This window comes from Cohnella zeiphila, from assembly GCF_014212055.1.
GTDB classification, from domain to species: Bacteria; Bacillota; Bacilli; order Paenibacillales; family Paenibacillaceae; genus Cohnella; species Cohnella zeiphila.
Genome location: NZ_JACJVO010000017.1, coordinates 34,296 through 54,647 on the forward strand (window position 1 = coordinate 34,296; position 20,352 = coordinate 54,647).

General features: G+C 55.1%; 17 protein-coding genes. 10 read left to right on the forward strand and 7 right to left on the reverse strand.

Going from position 1 to position 20,352, the window contains the following annotated elements:
• Positions 1–165 precede the first annotated feature (165 nt).
• The 7 genes from H7C18_RS14315 (at position 166) to H7C18_RS14345 (ending at position 9,521) form a co-directional block, all read left to right on the forward strand.
• Positions 166–1,515, forward strand: coding sequence for an aminotransferase class I/II-fold pyridoxal phosphate-dependent enzyme (locus H7C18_RS14315; RefSeq protein WP_185129759.1), 1,350 nt, complete (start codon positions 166–168; stop codon positions 1,513–1,515).
• 174 nt (positions 1,516–1,689) lie between these two features.
• Positions 1,690–2,559, forward strand: a complete 870-nt coding sequence (locus H7C18_RS14320) for a helix-turn-helix domain-containing protein (protein WP_185129760.1) — start codon at positions 1,690–1,692, stop codon at positions 2,557–2,559.
• A 233-nt stretch (positions 2,560–2,792) separates the two neighbouring features.
• Positions 2,793–4,550 carry a cache domain-containing sensor histidine kinase gene (locus H7C18_RS14325; RefSeq protein ID WP_185129761.1) on the forward strand — a complete coding sequence of 586 codons (1,758 nt, stop codon included), beginning with the start codon at positions 2,793–2,795 and terminating at the stop codon, positions 4,548–4,550.
• Positions 4,551–4,593: 43 nt separating this feature from the next.
• The gene (locus H7C18_RS14330; RefSeq protein ID WP_185129762.1) at positions 4,594–6,180 is read left to right on the forward strand and encodes a response regulator transcription factor; all 1,587 of its coding nucleotides are present in this window, start codon (positions 4,594–4,596) and stop codon (positions 6,178–6,180) included.
• Between the two features lie 115 nt (positions 6,181–6,295).
• Complete coding sequence (locus H7C18_RS14335) at positions 6,296–7,645, forward strand: ABC transporter substrate-binding protein (protein WP_185129763.1); 1,350 nt, start codon at positions 6,296–6,298, stop codon at positions 7,643–7,645.
• A 78-nt stretch (positions 7,646–7,723) separates the two neighbouring features.
• Positions 7,724–8,629 carry a carbohydrate ABC transporter permease gene (locus H7C18_RS14340; protein WP_185129764.1) on the forward strand — a complete coding sequence of 302 codons (906 nt, stop codon included), beginning with the start codon at positions 7,724–7,726 and terminating at the stop codon, positions 8,627–8,629.
• The gene (locus H7C18_RS14345) at positions 8,619–9,521 is read left to right on the forward strand and encodes a carbohydrate ABC transporter permease (protein WP_202887075.1); all 903 of its coding nucleotides are present in this window, start codon (positions 8,619–8,621) and stop codon (positions 9,519–9,521) included. The genes H7C18_RS14340 and H7C18_RS14345 overlap by 11 nt, the downstream gene beginning before the upstream one ends.
• Positions 9,522–9,686: 165 nt before the next feature.
• Here H7C18_RS14345 and H7C18_RS14350 read toward each other — a convergent pair whose 3' ends face one another.
• From H7C18_RS14350 to H7C18_RS14365, 4 genes are all read right to left on the reverse strand, one after another.
• Positions 9,687–10,595, reverse strand: a complete 909-nt coding sequence (locus H7C18_RS14350) for an NAD-dependent epimerase/dehydratase family protein (protein ID WP_185129765.1) — start codon at positions 10,593–10,595, stop codon at positions 9,687–9,689.
• A gap of 24 nt (positions 10,596–10,619) precedes the next feature.
• Complete coding sequence (locus tag H7C18_RS14355) at positions 10,620–11,519, reverse strand: carbohydrate ABC transporter permease (protein WP_185129766.1); 900 nt, start codon at positions 11,517–11,519, stop codon at positions 10,620–10,622.
• A 14-nt stretch (positions 11,520–11,533) separates the two neighbouring features.
• Positions 11,534–12,451 carry an ABC transporter permease gene (locus H7C18_RS14360; protein WP_337913495.1) on the reverse strand — a complete coding sequence of 306 codons (918 nt, stop codon included), beginning with the start codon at positions 12,449–12,451 and terminating at the stop codon, positions 11,534–11,536.
• 78 nt (positions 12,452–12,529) lie between these two features.
• Positions 12,530–14,242, reverse strand: coding sequence for an extracellular solute-binding protein (locus H7C18_RS14365; RefSeq protein WP_185129767.1), 1,713 nt, complete (start codon positions 14,240–14,242; stop codon positions 12,530–12,532).
• A 464-nt stretch (positions 14,243–14,706) separates the two neighbouring features.
• Here H7C18_RS14365 and H7C18_RS14370 point away from each other — a divergent pair, with 464 nt between their 5' ends.
• Positions 14,707–15,540: a 3-keto-disaccharide hydrolase gene (locus H7C18_RS14370; protein WP_185129768.1), complete on the forward strand. Its 834-nt coding sequence runs from the start codon at positions 14,707–14,709 to the stop codon at positions 15,538–15,540.
• 83 nt (positions 15,541–15,623) lie between these two features.
• Here the strand turns inward: H7C18_RS14370 and H7C18_RS14375 are convergent, their stop codons facing one another.
• Positions 15,624–16,664, reverse strand: a complete 1,041-nt coding sequence (locus H7C18_RS14375; RefSeq protein ID WP_185129769.1) for a LacI family DNA-binding transcriptional regulator — start codon at positions 16,662–16,664, stop codon at positions 15,624–15,626.
• A gap of 93 nt (positions 16,665–16,757) precedes the next feature.
• On the opposite strand from H7C18_RS14375, the gene H7C18_RS14380 reads away from it, so the two are divergent.
• A complete protein-coding gene (locus tag H7C18_RS14380) occupies positions 16,758–17,279 on the forward strand; it encodes a heme-degrading domain-containing protein (RefSeq protein WP_185129770.1) in 522 nt (173 codons plus the stop codon).
• Positions 17,280–17,611: 332 nt separating this feature from the next.
• Here the strand turns inward: H7C18_RS14380 and H7C18_RS14385 are convergent, their stop codons facing one another.
• Positions 17,612–18,466 carry a helix-turn-helix domain-containing protein gene (locus H7C18_RS14385; protein WP_185129771.1) on the reverse strand — a complete coding sequence of 285 codons (855 nt, stop codon included), beginning with the start codon at positions 18,464–18,466 and terminating at the stop codon, positions 17,612–17,614.
• 107 nt (positions 18,467–18,573) lie between these two features.
• On the opposite strand from H7C18_RS14385, the gene gap reads away from it, so the two are divergent.
• The gene (gene gap, locus H7C18_RS14390; protein WP_185129772.1) at positions 18,574–19,575 is read left to right on the forward strand and encodes a type I glyceraldehyde-3-phosphate dehydrogenase; all 1,002 of its coding nucleotides are present in this window, start codon (positions 18,574–18,576) and stop codon (positions 19,573–19,575) included.
• Positions 19,576–19,611: 36 nt separating this feature from the next.
• On the opposite strand, the gene H7C18_RS14395 is transcribed toward gap, so the two are convergent.
• A complete protein-coding gene (locus tag H7C18_RS14395; protein ID WP_185129773.1) occupies positions 19,612–20,298 on the reverse strand; it encodes a Crp/Fnr family transcriptional regulator in 687 nt (228 codons plus the stop codon).
• Between the last annotated feature and the right edge of the window lie 54 nt (positions 20,299–20,352).

A 20,352-nucleotide genomic window follows, 5' to 3' on the forward strand; every position in this document is an offset into this window, starting at 1 on the left:
AGTGCCCTCCTTAAACAGAATCGATTCCTGTTCGCGAACATGGAACGGATACTTGGAATGGTAAAATGAATTGCCGGTACCAACAACAACAAATATCCGGAATTGTATCAATACAGTTGTTCAAATAAGTATAATGAGAGTGGCAGGAAGGAGGGGGGGAAGAAGGTGAAGAGATATTTGTCCATCCTTTCCGATATGGAAATCAAAATAAATGAAGGGCGCTACCGTCCGGGCCAAAAACTACCTTCCGTTCGCGATGCCGCGAAACAGTACGGATGCAGCGTTAATACCGTCGTCAGGGCTTATGCGGAGCTGGAAAAGCGTCACGCCATCTATTCGATTTCGCAGAGTGGATATTATGTCGTTGACAAGCCGGAAGACGCAACCGGCAGCAAGGATGACAACAAAATTGATTTTTCATCTGCGCTGCCGGATATTAACGTATTTCCTTATTTGGACTTCCAGCATTGCTTGAATAAGGCGATTGATACGTATAAGCAATTGCTGTTTACAGGCGGGGATTCGAGAGGGTTGGCGAAGCTTAGACAGACGCTGACGTCCCACTTTGCGAATGACCAAGTGTTTGCCAAAGCGGAGCAGATTCTCATCACGTCGGGGGCTCAGCGGGCTTTGGAAATTTTGGCCCGGATGCCGTTTCCAAACCGGAAAGAGACTATTCTGGTCGAGCAGCCGAGTTACGATATTTACTTGCGATATCTTGAAGCGGAGGGCATTCCGGTGATGGGAATTCCGCGAAGGGCGGCCGGCATTGACCTGCGGGAGCTGGAGCAGAAGTTTAAGAATGGCGGAGTCAAATTTTTCTACACCATGTCCAGATACCACAATCCACTAGGCACCACATACACTGCGGAAGAGCGGAAGACTATTGCCAGGCTGGCGGACAAGTACGATGTGTACGTCGTCGAGGACGATTATATGGGGGATTTAGGAGAGGAAAAGGAATTTGATCCTATTTACGCATATAGCCGGACATCGCATGTCGTTTACGTGAAAAGCTTCTCCAAAATTATTTTCCCAGGCTTGCGCTTAGGTGCGGTCGTGCTCCCGGAACGGCTGCTGGAGACATTCCGTGCATACAAGGGGCATACCGATACTTCGCTTTTGTCGCAGGCGGCGCTCGATGTATATATTAAAAACGGCATGTATGAACGCCATAAGCATCATATCAGCAGACAGTATGCAGCGAGGATCCGGGCGGTACACGATGCGGCAAGCCATCAAAACAGCGAGGGTCGGGTGGAATTATCAAGGGTCGATTCCGGCGTTTATATACAGTTCAAGCTGCCGCAAACCGTTAACTTGGATCGGTTGATGAAGCGGCTGTCGGCGAGGAATGTAATGGCCGTGACCGGAAAACAGTTTTATTTGACGAACTGGCTCGAGCGAGAAAAGTTTCTGCGAATCAGTATTTCTCAGGTCAAGCCGGAAAGAATCGAAGAAGGAGTGAGAGCGATAATGGAGGAAGTACGGAGGGAGATTGAGAGCTTGTCTTGACTGTAGAAATATGCTGGCGGCGGAGCTGCGGCACCGAACCGCCAAAGCGTAAGCGCAGAACCCTAACCTGAGAGAATGAGAGCAGCCGGCCGACGTAAGCGGCTTGGAGGAATTCCCGCGCCTTCTATGGAAATAGAAGGGGGATCAGTCTCCATCCGGAGGTGCGCGAACGCGATGAGAATTATCGAGGATCTGGACCGCCGTTCCTACAGCATTGCCGTGACGCCTGCCGCTTTCGCACGGACAAGCCTGCCGCACGCCCAATTCGTCGGCCATTATTACGCGAATCCCGGTTACAGCATCGAACGGGACATGCTCGACTCCTATCTGCTGCTCTATACGTTGAACGGCAGAGGCTGTCTGCGCTATGGCAACAGCGTCTCGAAGCTGGAGAAGGGAACGGCCTTCCTGATCGACTGCAACGCTTATCATCTGTATTACACGGATTCGCCCGCCATATGGGAATTCGTCTACCTTCATTTTGCCGGGAACACGAGCGAAGACTACGCGAATCACTTCATGAAGCTTGGCGGCCCCGCCGTCGAAGTGGGCGAAGGCGAGTTCCGGGACAAGATCATGGCGATCCGCGATCTGCAGTCGCATATGGACGAGCGCACCGATCTGCTGACCGCCCGTCTGATCGTCGATCTGCTCACGGCGCTCCTGCTCGCAGCGATGGGACGGGAGAAGCATGAACCCGATTACATCGGCCGCATCAAGCGCGACCTTGAGCATCGCCTTGAGGAGGGCGTAAGCCTGGATGAGCTGGCCAAGAAGCATGCGCTGAGCAAGTACCATCTCTCCCGGGAATTCAAGAAGCATACCGGCTACAGCCCTTATGAATATTTGGTCAATCTGCGGATGAAGCGGGCGAAGCAGCTCCTCCGTTATTCCGACGCGAGCGTCGAGGAGATTACCCGCCAGGTCGGATTCTCCAGCTCCACGCACTTCATCCATATGTTCCGGACGAGAGAGCAGACCACGCCGCTGCAATTCCGGAAGACTTGGCAAGGCAAGGCGGCGAAGGACAGCAATATCCATTGATTATTGAGCAATAATGCCGGATGTGCGTCTGTGCGGGCGTCACTATGATAGGAGTAGTCAAGGATATCTTCTCCTTCCGCGGATTACCGGACGGCTCCGCTGTGGGGATGGAACGACGCGATGTCGGAGGACGGCATTGACTTCCGGTGAAGAGAGCTTCGGAAACACGGTTTTGGATGCGCTTTCATCCAGCCGAAGGGGACTCGGCATGAATCGAACAAGGAGGGAGGTCAATGAAGCGGCGCTCTTATCGCATGCTCGGTTGGTTCCGGGATCGCACGCTGAGGATGAAGCTGTTCATATGCATTTGTCTCTTCATCATCGTCCCGCTGATGGCGGCAGGTCTGCTGCTGAACAAGCATTTCAGCCGGGTGACCCTGAACAAGTCGAGCGAGGTCGCGCTGCAGACGCTGCTGCAGACGAAGAAGAACATCGACTTCGTGCTGGCCGGCGCCAACGATCTCTCGGTCGCCATCTTGTCGAACGACACCGTGCAGCGATTTCTCCGCGGAGAGTACGCGAACGACGTCGAGTACGACAGCCAGTACAAAGCGATTGCCGACTGGATGAGCGACATCGTCGGTTCCAAGGAGTACTACGACTCCGTCAGCATCAGCCGGGACGGCAATATTCTTTTCCGCCGCGGCACGTACGAGCCGTCGGTCAATGCGGCAATGGAGCGCCGGGCCGTCGGCTTGATGGGCGAAGCGATTTGGACGGGAGCGGAGCGGGAGACGGTGGACGATCGCCAGGTCGATGTCGTGTCGCTGTATCGGGACATTATCGACTTCAATCATTACGGCAGGAGCCTCGGCGTCATCAAGATCAACATCCGGGAGCAGGCCATCGAGGAGCTCAGCTCGACCGCGAACGCGTACGTCGGGGAGGAGCGCTTCATTCTTGACCTGCAAGGCCGCGTGCTGTCCTCCAAGGAGAAAGAACTGATCGGCCGAAACATCGGCGATCAGGCGTACATCAGCCGGGCGCTGCGCGAAGGACAAGGGCATTTCATTGCGGACGTGGACGGTGCTCCGCGGGTGGTGCTCTTCTTCACGATCGGGCAGCCCGGCTGGGTATTCGTCCAGTCCATTCCGGTCTCGGCGATCGCCGGGAACAACGGAACCCATATGGTCGTCATCGTGGCTGTCGCCCTATGTCTCCTGTTCGGCATGCTGTTCTCGCTCGTGCAGCATCATTATTTGATCCGGCCGCTTGTCCGCTTGCTGAAGGAGATGTCCAAGCTGAAGCGGGGCAACTTCGACGTCTCGCTGGCATCGGAATCGAGAGACGAGATCGGCGAGATCACCCGCTCCTTCATGAAGATGTCCGAAGAGCTGAAGAAGACGATCAACACGGTGTACCTGAGCCAGATCAAGCAGCGGGAGGCCGAGCTGACGGCGCTGCAGGCGCAAATCAACCCCCACTTCCTTTACAATACGCTGGATTCCATTCGCTGGCTGGCGATGAAGAGCCGGAATTACGAGGTCAGCGACCAGATCGAGGCGTTGTCCGAAATTTTCAAGCACGTCCTGAACAAGGGACAGCCGCTGGTCACCGTCGGAAGCGAGCTGGAATTTCTGCGCAACTACATGTTCATCCAGGAAGCCAAATACGGGAACCGGATCCGGCTGGTCATTCAGGCCTCGCCGGAGCTGTATCCCTACAAGTGCCCGAAGCTGATCCTGCAGCCTCTGGTGGAGAACGCGCTGATTCACGGCATGGGCGAACGGACAGAAGGAGGGCTCGTCGAAGTCGCCGTCGAGCGCAAAGAATTCGGCATCCAGTATACGGTGACCGACAACGGCGTCGGCACGGACGGAGAAGCGATTAACGGCATGCTCGCCGAGAAGGGAGTGTCGCCGCAAGTTTTCGCCTTACGGAACATCGACGAGCGGATCAAGCTCAATTATGGCGAAGGGTACGGCCTGTTCTTCTACAGCCGCCTCTCGCAGGGCACGCGCGTGGAGGTGCGCCTGCCGTTGATCGGCTGAGCGGCCGCAAGGCCGTCCCCATTCCTTAGGAGGAGGAACCGTCATGAAGCTGTTGATCGCGGACGACGACCGGCAGATCCGGGAGGGAATCCGGGAAGGAATCGATTGGTCGGAGATCGGCATCGCCGACGTCCTGCTGGCTTCTGACAGCCGGGAGGCGCTGACGCTGTTCGCGGAAGCGGAGCCCGATATCGTGATCACCGATATCCGGATGCCTGGCATGGATGGACTGGAGCTGCTGTCGCGCATCCGGCGCATCCGGCCGGCGACCAAAGTGATCATTCTGAGCGCATATAACGACTTCGACTATATGAAAAGAGCGATGCAGTACGGCGCCTCCGATTATGAGGTCAAGCCGATCCGCGCGCGCTCGCTCATCAATCTGATCAAGAAGATGCGCGACGAGATCGTGAAAGACCGCGTGACCGAGGAAGCGTACCGCAAATATAAGATCGCCTACCGGGACAGCTTCATCCGGAACTGGCTGAACGGGACCGTCAGGGACCGGCTCGTGATCTTGGAGGAGCTCGCGCAATGCAGCTTCGATGCGAAGGGCGGCATGTTCTGCGCCGTGCTGGAGCCGCAATACCGGGAGGTCCGGTTAGAGAGGCTTAGGGCGCTCGGCGACGAACTGGAGGCGGCCCTCGAGGAAATGCGGCAGGATGCGCCGTGGCTGCTTCATCGGGCCGACGACCGTCTGGTGCTCGTGATGAAGGCGCAGCATTCGATGCTGTATTTCCAGCAGACGAAGTCACGGCTGCAGCGGATACTGAAGCGTGTTGCCGCAGACGGCGGCTGCGCGCCGTTCGCGGCCGGATTCAGCGGCCTCGGGAACGCCGCCGAGATTCAGCGGCTGTACGCGGAGGCGGAGGCCGCCATGGAGCGCCAATTCTACGCCGACGGCGAAGCCGGTATGCCGGTCGGTTCGCCGCCGGCCGGGGCGCCCGTTCCCCTCGAGCGCGGGCCGGTCGTATCCTTGCTCGACCGCGCCAAGCTGCGGCAGGCGGTCCGGGAGGGAGACGAGGCGGCGGTGCAGGCGCTGTTGGGGGCGGAGTTCGACCGGCTGGCGTCGGAGGCCCGCTATTGCCGGGAGAGCGTGGCGACCTTCTGCCAGACGCTGCTGGACATGTTGGCGGAGTGTTCCGCGCCGGCCGATGCGACCGCGCGGCGGAAGGCCGAGCTGAGCGGCGGCTCGGCTCCCGTATCCTTCAAGGCCTGCCATCGGCTTGTGATGGAAGCCTACGCGGAGACGACGCGGTCATGCCGGGCGGAGCGCCGCAGCCAGCTAGGCAGTATGATGCGGCGGATCGGCGACTACATCGAGCGCCATTACCGGGAAGAGCTCACCGTCGAGTTGCTTGCCGAGCAGGCCGGGATCACGCCCAATTACTTCAGCCACCTGTTCAAGAAGGAGTTCGGCATCGCTTTCAAGGAGCATGTCAACCGGTTGCGCGTCAACCGGGCGAAGGAACTCCTCGAGAGCACGAACCTGCTGGTATACGAGATCGGGCAGCGGGTGGGCTACGCGAACTATGCGTATTTCATTCAAGTTTTCAAGAAGTTGGAGGGCTATTCTCCCTCGGAGCTTCGCAAGAAAGCGGCAATCGAAGAAAAGCTAAATAATTTATAGTTTTGCTAAATAGGCCGGCCCCGAGCCATCCGTATAATGAAGTCATAGCGCACGAAACCCAGTTTTCTCGCAAGCGAATGGAATCCGCAAGGAAAGCGATAAGGGAGGCGAAAGGATGGCAGGAACGAAAAAGGTCGTCTATGCGGCAATGCTCGTTATGTTATGTCTAGTTGTAAGCGCTTGCGGATCAGGCGGCAACGGCAAGAACGCCGGCGCTTCATCGGGAGGGAGCGCCTCACCGTCAGCGAGCGGCTCGACCTCGCCTTCGCAGACGAAAGAAGCGGCTCCGGAACAGACGAAGCCGGGGGAGAAAATCAAAATGACGCTGATGATCACATCGGCCGACAACCCAGCGTCCAAAGAGATCGAAGGCGTCGTCGCCGAGCACTTCAAAGACAAGTACGACATTACCTTCAAGCCTTGGGACGGCAACAACGCGGAGAAAACGATCAAGACAACGATTGCGGCGAACAATCCGATCGATCTGACCCAATATTGGCCGACGCAAATGGAAACGTTCGTCAACGCCGATATGGCGCTCGACCTGACTCCCTATCTCGACGCGAACGGCGGCGAGTGGCGGAACAGCTTCCTGGACCGCGTGATCGAATCGGGCACCTATAACGGCAAGGTATACGCCTTACCGTTCAGCGCCGTCTATCCGATGCTGATCGCGAATCAGGACATTCTCGACAAAGCCGGCGTGAAGCTGCCGGACGGTCCGCAGTCGTGGGACGACTTCATGGCGATGCTCGGCCGGATCCAGGAGAAGACCGGCGTATGGCCGATCGGCATCAACAAGGACTGGGCCGCTTGGGTGCCGCGCAACAACCTGATTACGATCTGGCCGGACGATGCTCGGATGACCGCGTTCGCGACCGGCAAGACGCCATTCACCGATCCGCTTGTCGTCGAGGCGTTCGAGGCGTCGAAAGAGCTGTACGACAAGTACGTGTATCCCGGCAAGGGCGCGCTGACCACGACGCTCGATCAAGTCAACATCGCGTTCAAGCAGGGCAAGATCGCCATCAAGGCGGACGTCAACACCAACGCGGCGCAATCGATCAAAGATTCGGGCCTTACGAATATCTCGATCGGCAGTTGGCCGACGAAGGGATTGAATTATGTGCTCGGCGGCTCGGACGGTTACTTTATCCCGGCGAACGCCAAGCATCCGGAAGCGTCGATCGAGATCATGAAATATTTGACCAGTCCCGAAATTCTTCAGATGCGCGTGGATAAGGGATCGCCGGTTACCATCAAGGACGTCAAGTCCGACGATCCGAATCTCGCGCTCTACTCCAAGGACGCGGGCCGCATCGAGCCGAAGGAGATCATTAACGTCGCCCCGCAATTCATGGACATCGTCAACGGCAAGATGCCGGCGAATTACATCTTCAACGGCAAGTCGTCGCTGGACGAACTGGAGAAGGTTCGCCGGCAGGTGGCCGCCGGCGGCCAATAATCGGAATCGCTAGGTCCGACGAACAGGCATAGGCTGCCGCCTGTGCCTGTTCGATAGGGTGGAGAAAGGGTGTCGCGGATGGAACAGCGCAAATCTCTGAAGTCGTCGGCGTCGAGTCTGCGGATACTCGGCATTCTGTTCGTCCTGCCGTCCATGCTGTTCATTGCCTTCTCGATGCTTGTCCCGATCGTTTGGAATGCGGCCATGTCGCTGACGACTTGGAACGGCATGACGGCGGTCAAGTGGACCGGCTTCGCCAATTACGCGAAGGTGTTCGAGGATGCGGTGACGGTCAGGGGCTTCATTTATTCCTTGCAGATCGCGGTCGTCTCCTCGGCTCTCGCCATCGCGGCCGGCCTGCTGCTCGCGCTTGCGATCTACAAGACGGGGCCGAAGGAAGGCGCCTTCTACCGGTTCGTCTTTTTCTCTCCGGCCATGATGCCTTTCGTCATTATCGGATTCCTGTTCGTCTTCATCCTCAGCCCGGACGTCGGCCTGCTCAACAGCGTGCTCGGCGCGCTCGGCCTGCAGAATCTTCAGCATGCGTGGCTGTCGGAACCCGGTACCGTCGTCTGGACCATCGCGGTGATCGGCGGCTGGCGCTTCTCCGGTCTGGTGATGATTCTATGTTATACGGCCATGACGACGATTCCCTCGTCCATGTTCGAGGCCGCCCGCTTGGAAGGAATGGGCTACGCCCGGCAGGTCCGGATGATCATCCTCCCGCTTATTATGCCGACGGTTCGGCTGGTGACGCTGCTAATGCTGATCCTGGCCTTCAAGACGTACGACATCGTCTTTATTATGACGAAGGGCGGACCCGGCGACTCCTCGCGCACGGTTCCCGTCCGGATGCTCGATGTCGCGTTCCAGTACAATGAATTCGGCTATGCCTCCGCGATCGGGGTGCTGCTGACGATTCTGGTCTCGCTGGTCATCGTAATCGTGCAGCGGCTGGCAAGGGGGGAGAGCTATGAATATTGAGTATGTGAAAGCGAAGGGGCGTACCGGCATGCCGAAGGCGGAAGCGGCGGCGAAGCTGAAGGATCCGGAAGCGACGATGAGACTGATTTTCCGTATCCTGCTCATCGGATTCGTCGTCGTCAATCTGTACCCGTTGTTATTCACGCTGTTCACTTCGCTCAAGACAACCGAAGAATTCTACGAGAACGTCTGGTCGCTGCCGCATCGGCTGTTCACGGACAATTACGCGCAAGCCTTCGTCGAAGGCCATATCGGGGAATATTTCTTCAACAGCTTGCTGATTGCATGCGTTACGCTGGCGCTGGCGACGATATTCGGCGCGTTCGCCGCCTATGCTCTTGCCAGGCTGCACGTCCCGTTCGGCGCCGCGATCGTCGCTTTGATGCTCCTCGTGCAAATCCTGCCGACGGAATCGATGATTCTGCCGCTGTACATGTTCATGTCCAAGATCGGCTTAATGGGGACAAGGTTCGTGCCGATCATCCTTGCTTATCTGGGCTGGGTGCTGCCCACGACGATCGTCGTCCTGAGGAGCTTCATCCTGACGATACCGGCCGAGGTGCTGGAGTCCGCGCGCATCGACGGCAGCGGCGAGATCCATACGATGTTCCGGATCATCATGCCGCTCACGGGAGGCGCGATCGCAACCTGCACCATCCTCAACTTCAGCTATATATGGGGCGAGCTCATGTGGGCGCAGCTGGCGACGCTGACGACCGACAAGGGCGTGCCGCTCACGGTCGGCCTGCTCAACTTCCAAGGCCAATACCAGACGAATTGGGGCGTGCTGACGGCGGCGATCTGCATCATCCTGATTCCCCTCTTCGTGCTGTTCCTTTTCCTGCAGAAGTATTTCGTGCAAGGACTGACGACAGGTTCCGTCAAAGGGTAAGGCGGGCCGCCTTCCGTTAATGAGTCAAAGCCTTCTCAAAAGGAGAACCGCCTCGATCGAGGCCGCCGATATAGTCCGTCCGTGCGATGTAACCGAAGAATATTCGTGGCTGTCGTTCAAGCCCGGCGCATCGGAATGTTGAAATAGCGGGCTCACGTAATGCCCTTACAGTTCGAGCGTGTTTAAGTATCGAAGGTGCTGCTTCATCTGCTCATCGGCCGTGAAGGAGAAGCCGAACGATTCGCGGATTCGCGAGACGTCGATCGGAGTGCCTTCCGGTTCTGGGCGGCCTTGATCGACGAGTTCGATCCGGCTCTGGGAGCTCGAAAGATTGATCGCCATCTGCGCAATCTGAGCCCAAGTTCGATGCTCCGTACTTACGGCGGTATAGTAGCCGCGGTTATGCTCCCGAATGTCGGCGTGCAGCAGAGCGATATACACCTTTGCGAGATCGCCGGCCCATATGAACTGGGTGCCGTCGTTCTTGACGAAGGTCATCGGCACATTCTCGCGGGCTCTCTTCACCATGTCGACTAGCTTGCGGTCGGGATAAAGGGGACCGCCATCGACGCACGGATTGCCGAAGGTATAACCCGGGCGTATCACGTTCGCCTGCAAGCCATATTCGTAAGCGATCGCCATCAGATAAGCTTCGGACGCTGCCTTGGCAGCTCCATAATAGTTCATCGGCCGGATGGGGCCGTCATCGTCGTGGCGCGCCGTACCGAAGCTGGCGATGGAGGAGGTGAAGACGATCTTCTTGACTTCGGCTTCCGCGGCTGCCTGGAACAGGCGAATCGTCGGCAGCGTCTCGCGAACGGCGTTCTCCTCGGCCGTACCGTTCAACCAAGACAGCGCGACGTGAATGAGGGCATCCTGATTTTCCAGCCCTTCGGCGATGGCCGCGGTGTCTTCCATGGTGCCTTCTACGAAACGAATACGTTCATGCGTCGCGAAGGCGGGCACTTTGTGCCTATTGCGGGCCAGAAGCGTAAGCTCGTGTCCGTGCGATAGCAGTTCCTTGACGACGTAAGAACCGATGAATCCGGTACCTCCGGTGACGAATATTTTCATAGAGATGTTATCTTCCCTTCGATCTTATTCCTTGACGCTGCCCATCACGAGTCCGGTCGTGAAGTACTTCTGCAGAAAGGGATAAAGACACAGAATGGGGATCATGGCCAGGAACATCTGCGCGGCACCCGTCGTACGCGCGCTGACCAGGGACAAGTATTTGGACAGGTTGCCGCTAAGATCCGTGTTGTTCCGAATGAACTCCTCCGGATTGACGACGACGGTCTGCAAGTATGTCTGAAGCGGGTAATTCTCGATTCGGTTCATGTAGATCATGCCGTCGAACCAGCTGTTCCAATGATCGACGAATGCGAACAGCGTCACCGTCGCGATCGTCGGGGCCGAGACGGGGAGCACGATACGGAGCAGCGTCTGCAAGTGGTTCGCGCCGTCGATATAAGAGGCCTCCAGCAGTTCCTTCGGCAGGCTGCGCATGTAGTTCATGACAACCAGCATGCTGAAGACGGGAAGCGCGCCCGGCAGCAAGAGCGACCAGATCGAATTGATCAGCCCGGTGCTTTTCACGACCATATAGGTCGGAATCAGCCCCGCGTTAAACAGAATCGTAATGACGAAGAACCAAGAGAAGTACGGGCGCGCCCGGAAATCCTTCCTGGATTTGGACAGCGGATAGGCTGTCAGCACAATCAGCAGCAGGTTAAGCGGTACGCCGATCACCGTACGTTTGAGCGATACTATGAGAGAATCGAGGAACTTCGAAGAATTCGTTATGAATTCGTACGAGACGGTCGTGAAGCCGACGGGGAGAAAGGTAACTTCGCCCGCGGCCACGGCGGTCTTGTCGGAGAACGAAACCGCCAGCAAATTAATAAAAGGCGCAATGCAAATCAAGGAGACTAGCGTCAGTAGAGCGGCATTGACCGCCAGGAACACTTTGCGAGATGTCGAAGTTCTTATACTCATGATCCCATCCTCCGCTAGAAAACCTTGTACCCGGTAAATTTGTCAGCTAAGTAATAGGAAGCGACGATAAAAATGAGCGATACACCCGACTTGAACAGCCCTGCGGCGGTGGAGAGGGAATATTGCGCTTGTTCAATGCCGAGCCGGAACACGAACGTATCCAGAATATCGCCGGTGGAGTAGACGACAGGGCTGTACATGTTGTAAATCTGATCGAATCCCCCGTTTAGGATGTTCGCGAAACCGAGTACCGTCATCAGCACAATGATCGAGGCGAGACCGGGCAGGGTCACGTGCAGCGTCTGCTTCCAGCGGTTCGCGCCGTCGATAACGGCAGCTTCATAGAGAGCCGGATTGATGCCCGCGAGCGCGGCCAGATAAATGACCGACCCGAAACCGAATGTCTTCCATACGTCGCTCACAACCATGGTTGCGGGGAAGGCATGCGCATTGCCCAGGAAGAAGATCGGCTGGATCCCTATCTTGGAAAGCAGGATATTGACGAAGCCCTCGCTCGGGGAGAGCAGATTGATCAGGATGCCCGACAGAATAACCCAGGACAGGAAGTGCGGAAGATATACGAGCGTCTGGAATACCCGCTTGGCGAGACGGCTTCGAATCTCGTTCAGCAAGAGCGCGAAGGCAACGGGAACGATAATGCCTGCAATCATTTTGCCCAACGCAATGACGACGGTATTGCGAATGACCGGACCGATGTTGGGCATCGAGAACAGCGTGTGGAAGTTTTGAACCCCGACCCACTGTTGATGACCGAAGAGTCCCTTCGCCGGGATGAACTTCTGGAAGGCAATGATAACGCCTCCCATGGATCCATAGCTGTAGATGGCTACTAGAAGAACGGCGGGAAGAATCATGAGGTATAGAGGGAATTCCCGTACGAATCGATCCGATCGTAAAAGTTTTGGTTGCACAATGGGTCACCGCCTTTCTAAAGTTATAGGCCGCCCGAGCCAGAAAGGAGAAACTCCACCGCTGCCCGGGCGTCTATGTTACTTAGCCGGGTACAGCTTGTCGAGCTCGTCGAGCGTCTGTTGACCGCCGGCTTTCAGCCACTGCTTCACATAGGTGTCGAAGTAATCGACAGGCTTCGCACCAGTGATGATGTCGGTGAAGGCCGTGATCGTCAATGTGTCCAGCGAGGATTCATTCGTCAGCCACACCTCGGGACGCTGGATGCCAAGCACGCTCTGAACGACCGCGTTATCCGGCATATACTTGTTCAAGACGATCGGCAGAGAGCCTTCCTCGGACATCTGGCCCCAGTCGCCGAAGGCGTTGTCGTCGTTCTTGAGCGATCCGTCTTTGAAACCGACGATATAGTCGTAGACCGGCTTCGCGCCCGGAGGCAGACTGTCCGGAGAGCCCGCCTGCAGCGCCTTCTGGATGTCGGCTGCGTACACTTCGCCCGGCTCATCGATATAGACCGGAGACAGACGGTATTGTTCGTTCGCCCAATATTTCTCATAGTCTTCCTTGGTCGAGTGATTGACGGTCTGGTCGTACAGATTGAGTATCTTGATGGCTGCCTCGGGATGGTCGAAGTCCTTGCTGACCATGGTCATCTGCCCTACGGCATTGCTCTCGATTCCGACCTTGTAATCGATACCTTCCTGGGTCGGGATCGGGTACGGACGAACGATGACGCCATCCTTCTTGTAGACGTTGTTGTAAGGATACCAGGTACCCCAGTTGCTTCCGAAGGCCATGCCGATCTTGCCGCTCGTGATGTCCTCGACCAGCGCAGATTCGTTCTTGGCGGTAAATTCTTTGTTGATAAGGCCCTTCTTGTACATATCCGCCAATACGGCGAGCGCGTCCTTCATTCCCGGTTGAATCCAGGAGAAGGTCATCTTGCCGTCCTGGTCGCGGTAGAACATGCTCTCGTCGTAACCTGGAACGCCGAAGGCCGCCGCCAGACCCAGGATGGTGCCGTGACCGGGCCGGATGAGGTCCTTATTAAGGGCAAGGCCGTAAGTGTCGCCGTTGATGCCATTGCCGTCGGGATCTCCGGTTGCGAACTTCTCCGCGAGAGCGACCAATTCGTCAATGGTCTTAGGCGGCTGCGAATTGGTGTTCTTCAGCCAGTCGTCGCGGATCCACAAGAACGGCGCTTCGTGGAAGTTGTCGTTCATGCGGGGAATCGCGTACAGCTTGCCGTTGATCGTAGCGCCCGCGAACGCATCGGCGAAGCGCTCTTTATAGGCCTTGAGATCATCGGTCGCGTACTTGTCGAACACTTCAGTCAGATCGGCCAGTTGTCCGTTCTGCGCCAATTGCAGGAACACATTCGCATCCTGCGTTTTGAACACGTCCGGCAGATCGCCGGAGGCGATGACGGCATTCAGCTTGTTATTGTAAGCATCGGTGCTGCTATCGGCCGAGAATGCCACTTTGAGGTTGATGCCGAGCTTGTCTGAAATGAGTTGGCTCCAGCGGTTGTTGTCATAGGTCTCGCCGTCGAGCAACTTCGAAGCGGCCGCAGTCTGCACAGCCCAGGACATCGTGATCGGCTTGACGTACTTGCCGAGCGGATCGGCCGGCATATCGCTGCTAGTTGCCGAGACGTTGGTCGAGTTATCCGACCCTGGATCGGAAGCGTTCGAATTCGAGCCGCTCTCGCAAGCCGACAGGCTAAGAATCGTAACCAATCCAATCAATACGTGCGGCAATGCTTTTCCGGCTTTCATTTTCGTTTGTATCATGTACAACCCCTCCCAAAAAAGTGTTCTTTCTTCGACTTGGCAGCAGGTGAATCAACTTGAAGCAGCAAGCTCTCGCCGGCCATACGCTGGCATTGTTGCGACGGTCGGTGTTGAAGCCGATAAAGTCGGGCATCCCTCCTCGCATTCATAAACGCGCGTTTATAAAAAGCCGAAATGGGGACGTAAAATATGTTCAAGAAGCAATCGATTTGTAAACACGCGTTTATTTGATCGAAATAATAAATCCAAGCGATAAAAGAGAATCGATTGGACATTGGTGGGAAGGGAGATTCTGTAAACGCGTGTCTACGGCACATCATACACAAGAAAATAAAGCGTTGTCAATCCTTATTTTACAAGTTTTATTATGATACTTGCCACTCGTTTAACTTCCCTAGTTGATTAAACGCGCGTTAATGCTATAATCAGGAAAAAACAGCCCAAAGCCATCAAAAGGAGGACATATGGTACCTGAAGAAGATGCGTTTGCCCCTATCTTTGACGGCACGACTCTCAAGGGATGGCATGCGGTTCCGCGTCTCCCGGTGGCCTTCGCTCCGGGAGCGCCCGAACCGGACCCGTTGTCGGACGCGTACATCCGCGCTTCGCGGACGTCCGGCAGATGGTCGGTGGAGGATGGGGCGATCGTAGGTCGTCAGGATCCCCCTGGCTCCGGCAACGGGGCTTATCTGTTAAGCGACGGCGTGTACGGCGACATGGAATTGATTTTCGAGGCTAGGCCCGACTGGCCGGCGGATACTGGAATTCTCGTCCGCGCGTCCGCACTCGGGTCGCAGGGCTATCAGATTTTGTTAGATCATCGAAGATCGGGGAATATCGGAGGACTGTACGGCAATGGGATCGGAGGGTTCCATGCCATTGCCTTCACGCTCGACGCGGAGACGGACGGCGAGGGGCGGCTATCGGGGCTGCGATTGGAAGACCCGGGTTCGAGTCTGGAGCCTTTAACCCCCGACAAGCCGGCGCTTCTTGACTATGCTGCGACCGGGGAGGAGTTTCTGTCCGTCTGGAAATGGGACGATTGGAATGAATTCCGCATTCGGGTCGAGGGGGAAGTGCCTCGAATTACCGTCTCTATCAATGGTCAGAAAATATCGGAGGTCGATACGGGTGCCATCCGGCATCCATCGTATGACGTCAGGGCTGTCCGGGAGCTGCTCGGAACCAAAGGTCATATCGCCTTCGAAGTCCACGACAACGATCCCCGAATGGGTGAAGCGCGATGGGGGGCGAATGCTGCCTGCAGGTGGCGGCGCATCCGAATTCGGGAGCTTTAGAAGAGCGGGCATGGCACGCTAAAGAGGCCCGCATCGAGAGGAGGGGCCGGAGGGATACGAAGTCTCAAGGGACCATCAACCGATCATATTCTTCGGCAAGAATCCCGGACAACCAGGCTGCAGTCGGACTTGATTTCCCTGGCGATCGCGGGCTCGTCCTCGATGGCGGCGATCAGGCGGGAGGTCAGACGCTTCAACATGTCCTCGAATTCGACGCGGATCGTGGTCAAGGCAGGGTGGTGCTTCGCGGCCATCGCGTGATCGTCGAATCCGATGACCGATAGGTCTTCGGGAACGCGCAGGCCATTCTCCTTCAGCGCACGAATCGCTCCAAATGCGACGCTGTCGTTGGCGGCAATTAGGGCAGTAGGCAACATGATTCCGCGTCCGATCAGCGTCTGAATGGCTTCATAACCGCTATTCTCCTGAAAGTCGCCTTCAAGCACCCAGTCCGGATTCACCTTCAAGCCGCACATACGCATGGCAGCGAGGAAGCCCTCGTATTTGGTCTGCCCGGACAAGCGGTTCATGTTGCCGTTGATCGTGCCGATGGACGTATGGCCGAGGCCGGACAAGTAGGCGACAGCCATCTTCATGCCCGCATCGTTGTTGAAGGTGGAGACGATCCGGTTCGGTTCGGGCCGCTCCGGGAGCTCCTGATCCACGATACCGACCGTGAAGCCCGCTTTGACTAGGTCTTCAATGAACGGTTCCCGGCTTGCCGCGCCGATGAAGATGCCGCCGTCGATGCGGTGCTGATAGAAGATATCCATCACGCCCTTGATGTCTTCGGAGTTCTGCGTATCCCAAATGATATGAGTGAGCACGTAGTAGCCGTGTTTGGAAGCATTCTCGATAATGCTGACGATAAGCATATTGGTCAGGGCGTCGCTCGATACGCTTCCTTGCGAGATCAGGAATAGCCCGAGCGTCCGGGTGCGCTTGCCGGCGAGAATTTGAGCGGAGACGTTGGGAACGTAATTATGCTGCCGAATGATCTCGAGAACCTTCTCGCGCGTTCTGGCAGGCACGTTTGAATAGTTGTTGATGACTCGGCTTACTGTGCTTCTGGATACTCCGGCTAGACGCGCGATTTCAGAACTGTTTGCTATCGTTTTTTTCATACAACCATCCTTCAATTTAATGAACGCGTGTTTATTGTATCATACACATGGCTGTAAATCGTTGTCAATCCTGACCAAAGGGGCAAAACCTACATGTTGAAGGAAGATCGACTGCTAGAGGAACTGCTTATGGAGGAGGAACGGCTTCAATTCGAATCCTTCTCTAACGAGACAGCGTTACAGATCGGGCTTGCTATTGTTCACAAGGCGATGGCGGAACGCCAAAGCATCACCGTCGATATTCGCCGCGGCCGGCATCAACTATTCCATTACGCCTGCCCGGGTACCTCGGCGGACAACGACGATTGGGTGCTGCGCAAAGCGCGGGTTGTGGAACGCTTCCAGCACAGCTCCTATTACATGGAGGTCGAACTGCGCGCGTCGGGGAGAACGATAGCCGAACGTTATTTTTTGGACCCTTCCGAATACGCGCCTTACAATGGTGCCTTCCCGATTCAGGTTCGGAAAGCCGGTGTCATCGGCGTCATCGCCGTATCCGGATTAAGCGGGGATCTGGATCACCGGCTGATTGTGTCGGTACTGCAAGAGCTGCTGGGAGCGGAAGCGCCCGACGGAGATCGTGCAGGAGCCGCGAACGTTTCCGGAGGGACTTGATTGCAGACGCGCCGCGGCTGCATCCTTCGGGTGCCGACGGCATGGGCTGGATGTACGACCATTCCTACAATATATCCGTTTCGGTACGTGGCTGCGACTGTTTTATTGAACAAACATTCCCCGATCGTTCTGTATCTAGCAGTACATGTGTACAGAATCCCTGGCCAGGCCAAGATCAGGGTTTTACCGGCTTTCGTCTATCAGTCAAGAAAATGCCAGTCGCATTTCGGTTCCACACACCATTCATTCCCCTCCAATGACCGTATGTCGTTCATACCTAAGCATTTTATCCCATAACGCAAAAAGGCCACGATTTACGTGGCCTATAAGCCTTATTGTGCAGTAGCGAACTGGCGGGAAATATTCCGGTATACGGTTGGAGACATCCCTATCTTAGCCGTAAATTGTTTGATGAAGTAAGTATCGTACTCAAACCCGGCGGCACGCGCAATTTCGTTCAAGCTCATACCTGTATGGGTGAGGAGATCTCCCGCAACTTTCAAGCGGTGCGACAGCAAATATTTCATTGCTGTATACCCGCATCTTTCCTGAAACATTTTATTGAGCGACACACGATTCAAGTGTGCGCATTTGGTTAAATCTTCCAAGGTTACTTTATTGGCATAGTTGGTGTGTATATATTCCAGTGCTAAATCAACAGGGGACTGTTCGCTTTGGCGGTTCAAATCCTCAAGCAGGCCCAATATCCGGATGAGATATTTTTTGATTCTGCACACCCAGTTTGCATCGCTTTGCGCATACACTTCGGTCCCCAGCACAAAAAACCACTCAAATAATTGCGGATAGGCTTTCTCGGTTACAAAAGGTACTCCGGTGCGGGTCGGATTGGCCTGAAAAAGCGAAACGCCTGTTTGTATTTTCAGATGGCGAGGAAAGTAGTCTTCCGTTTCGGCAATCGGGATGGTATTGAGAAAATCGGGATGATAACTGAATGATTGCGCAGAAACGTTATGCTTTCCAAGTATTTGTATCGAATCATCTTCGGACAAACAGAGAACGCCGGGCGCTGAAACCGCAATCGGTCGTTCGTTGAGTATCCCGTTGATGCTGCCGGACGTAATCAAGATTAAAGTAAGCCGCTCCGGATAAGGAAGACAATCCAAATCCTCGGCGGCAACAAATTCAATATTTACAGCTCTGTCTTTGTGGCGATCGATTTGCGGCATGGTCCTCTCCTGACAAATAGTATAGTCAATCGCTTCACTTATCTCAGTGTACCACAATGATTCGAGGGCTATACTGTTAATAAAGACAAAGAAAGGCGGTTATTATTATGGCAATCAATATTTCGATAAACGGTTTCGGCAGAATTGGCAGACTTGCCTTTCGGCAGCTTTTTGGCGCAGAAGGATATCGGATTGTCGCCATCAATGACCTGACAAGTCCGAGGATGCTTGCTCATTTGCTTAAGCACGACACAACGCAGCGACGTTATGACGAAAAGATTGGTTACAGCGAAAACAGCTTGACCGTAAACGGCGAGGAGATTCCGATTTATGCCGAAAGAGATCCCGGCAAACTCCCGTGGAAAGAATTGCAAGTTGACGTAGTCCTGGAGTGTACAGGCTTTTTCGCCTCAAAAAAAGCATCTACAGCCCATATTGAGGCAGGTGCAAAAAAAGTAGTCATCTCAACCGTTGCCGGGAAAGATATTCCCACTATTGTATATGGCGTTAATGAACATACGCTAACTAAAGAAGATACTATTGTTTCGGCCGCGTCTTGCACCACGAACTGCCTGGCTCCAATGGTCTATTACTTGAACGAGCTTGCGCCGATTAAAAAAGGTTTTATGACGACGATACATGCTTATACAAACGACCAGAATACCCTTGACGGCCCCCACGCCAAAGGCGACTTGCGCCGGGCGCGCTCTGCAGCCGGCAACATCATCCCAACGTCAACCGGGGCAGCAAAAGCAATAGGACTCGTAATCCCTTCCTTGGACGGCAAACTGGACGGTGTATCCCAAAGAGTGCCGGTTATGGCCGGCTCCCTGACAGAATTGACAGTAGTCGTGGACGGTTCCGTTACTGAGGAGCAGGTCAACGAGAAGATGGAGCATTCCCAGTCGGAGCAATACGGATATACGGAGGAAGAGCTTGTCTCGTCCGATATTATCGGTATGACTTACGGCAGCTTATTCGACGCTACGCAAACAAAGGTAACGGAACTAGGAACAGATACCCTGGTGAAAATAGCGGCATGGTATGATAACGAAAACTCCTTTACCAGCCAAATGATTCGTACCGCCAAATATCTCGCGGAATTGTGACAGTAAGCGAAAACGAACGTTCGCAATCTTCAAGTTTCAAGGAATATTTTCTTCAAGTATGGGAACGGCAAGTTGAACGGACAGGCGTGATGTTTTAACGACGCCCTCCTTGGCAAGCTCGCTCATCACGCCGCTGACCGCTTCGCGGCTAGAGCCGAGCATATTGGCAATCTCTTGATGGGAAAGAGGCAGATCGATCAGCGCATATCCGTCTTGAATGACGCCGAACTTGACGCTCAGCGTGGAAAGGAGATGGAGCACGCGGTTTCTAAGACCATGAAGCGCAAGCTGTTCCAATTGATCCTCCCGCTCTTTTAACCGTTCACTGAGTGCTTTAAGAAATTTAAGCGCGAGCTGCGGCCGATTGATCATCAACCGTTCGAACTGAGGCTCGGACATGGTGCAAAGAAGCGTCGGTTCCATCGTTTCAATATAAACCCGCCTGGTTCCGAACGAGAATGAATTTAGCTCTCCGAATATATTTCCTCTTGTGAGAATGCCAAGCGTAAACTGTTTTCCGCTGTCGTTCAGTTTATAGAGTCTAAGCTTGCCCTCCTTGACGAAATAGAGTCCCTCGCGCGTAGACTCCGGGCTTTGGACCAGTGTATTTTTTGTGATCCGATTGAAATGATGGATGGTATCCAGCTGATCGATCTCTCTCATCTCATCATGCGACATTTCTTCAAAAATGCTGATTTGCGATAAATACCAGAGCTTGTCCATTGGATATATCGCTCCTCCAAAATAATATTGGCAAAGTCATAGGCGTTCGTTGCA

What these genes read in the sequence shown, in the direction of transcription:
- H7C18_RS14350 (WP_185129765.1), bottom strand. Translation starts at nt 10,595, where the DNA reads ATGAAAATATTCGTCACCGGAGGTACCGGATTCATCGGTTCTTACGTC.
- H7C18_RS14320 (WP_185129760.1), top strand. Translation starts at nt 1,690, where the DNA reads ATGAGAATTATCGAGGATCTGGACCGCCGTTCCTACAGCATTGCCGTG.
- gap (WP_185129772.1), top strand. Translation starts at nt 18,574, where the DNA reads ATGGCAATCAATATTTCGATAAACGGTTTCGGCAGAATTGGCAGACTT.
- H7C18_RS14355 (WP_185129766.1), bottom strand. Translation starts at nt 11,519, where the DNA reads ATGAGTATAAGAACTTCGACATCTCGCAAAGTGTTCCTGGCGGTCAAT.
- H7C18_RS14365 (WP_185129767.1), bottom strand. Translation starts at nt 14,242, where the DNA reads ATGATACAAACGAAAATGAAAGCCGGAAAAGCATTGCCGCACGTATTG.
- H7C18_RS14395 (WP_185129773.1), bottom strand. Translation starts at nt 20,298, where the DNA reads ATGGACAAGCTCTGGTATTTATCGCAAATCAGCATTTTTGAAGAAATG.
- H7C18_RS14325 (WP_185129761.1), top strand. Translation starts at nt 2,793, where the DNA reads ATGAAGCGGCGCTCTTATCGCATGCTCGGTTGGTTCCGGGATCGCACG.
- H7C18_RS14380 (WP_185129770.1), top strand. Translation starts at nt 16,758, where the DNA reads ATGTTGAAGGAAGATCGACTGCTAGAGGAACTGCTTATGGAGGAGGAA.
- H7C18_RS14375 (WP_185129769.1), bottom strand. Translation starts at nt 16,664, where the DNA reads ATGAAAAAAACGATAGCAAACAGTTCTGAAATCGCGCGTCTAGCCGGA.
- H7C18_RS14330 (WP_185129762.1), top strand. Translation starts at nt 4,594, where the DNA reads ATGAAGCTGTTGATCGCGGACGACGACCGGCAGATCCGGGAGGGAATC.
- H7C18_RS14370 (WP_185129768.1), top strand. Translation starts at nt 14,707, where the DNA reads ATGGTACCTGAAGAAGATGCGTTTGCCCCTATCTTTGACGGCACGACT.
- H7C18_RS14335 (WP_185129763.1), top strand. Translation starts at nt 6,296, where the DNA reads ATGGCAGGAACGAAAAAGGTCGTCTATGCGGCAATGCTCGTTATGTTA.
- H7C18_RS14345 (WP_202887075.1), top strand. Translation starts at nt 8,619, where the DNA reads ATGAATATTGAGTATGTGAAAGCGAAGGGGCGTACCGGCATGCCGAAG.
- H7C18_RS14340 (WP_185129764.1), top strand. Translation starts at nt 7,724, where the DNA reads ATGGAACAGCGCAAATCTCTGAAGTCGTCGGCGTCGAGTCTGCGGATA.
- H7C18_RS14385 (WP_185129771.1), bottom strand. Translation starts at nt 18,466, where the DNA reads ATGCCGCAAATCGATCGCCACAAAGACAGAGCTGTAAATATTGAATTT.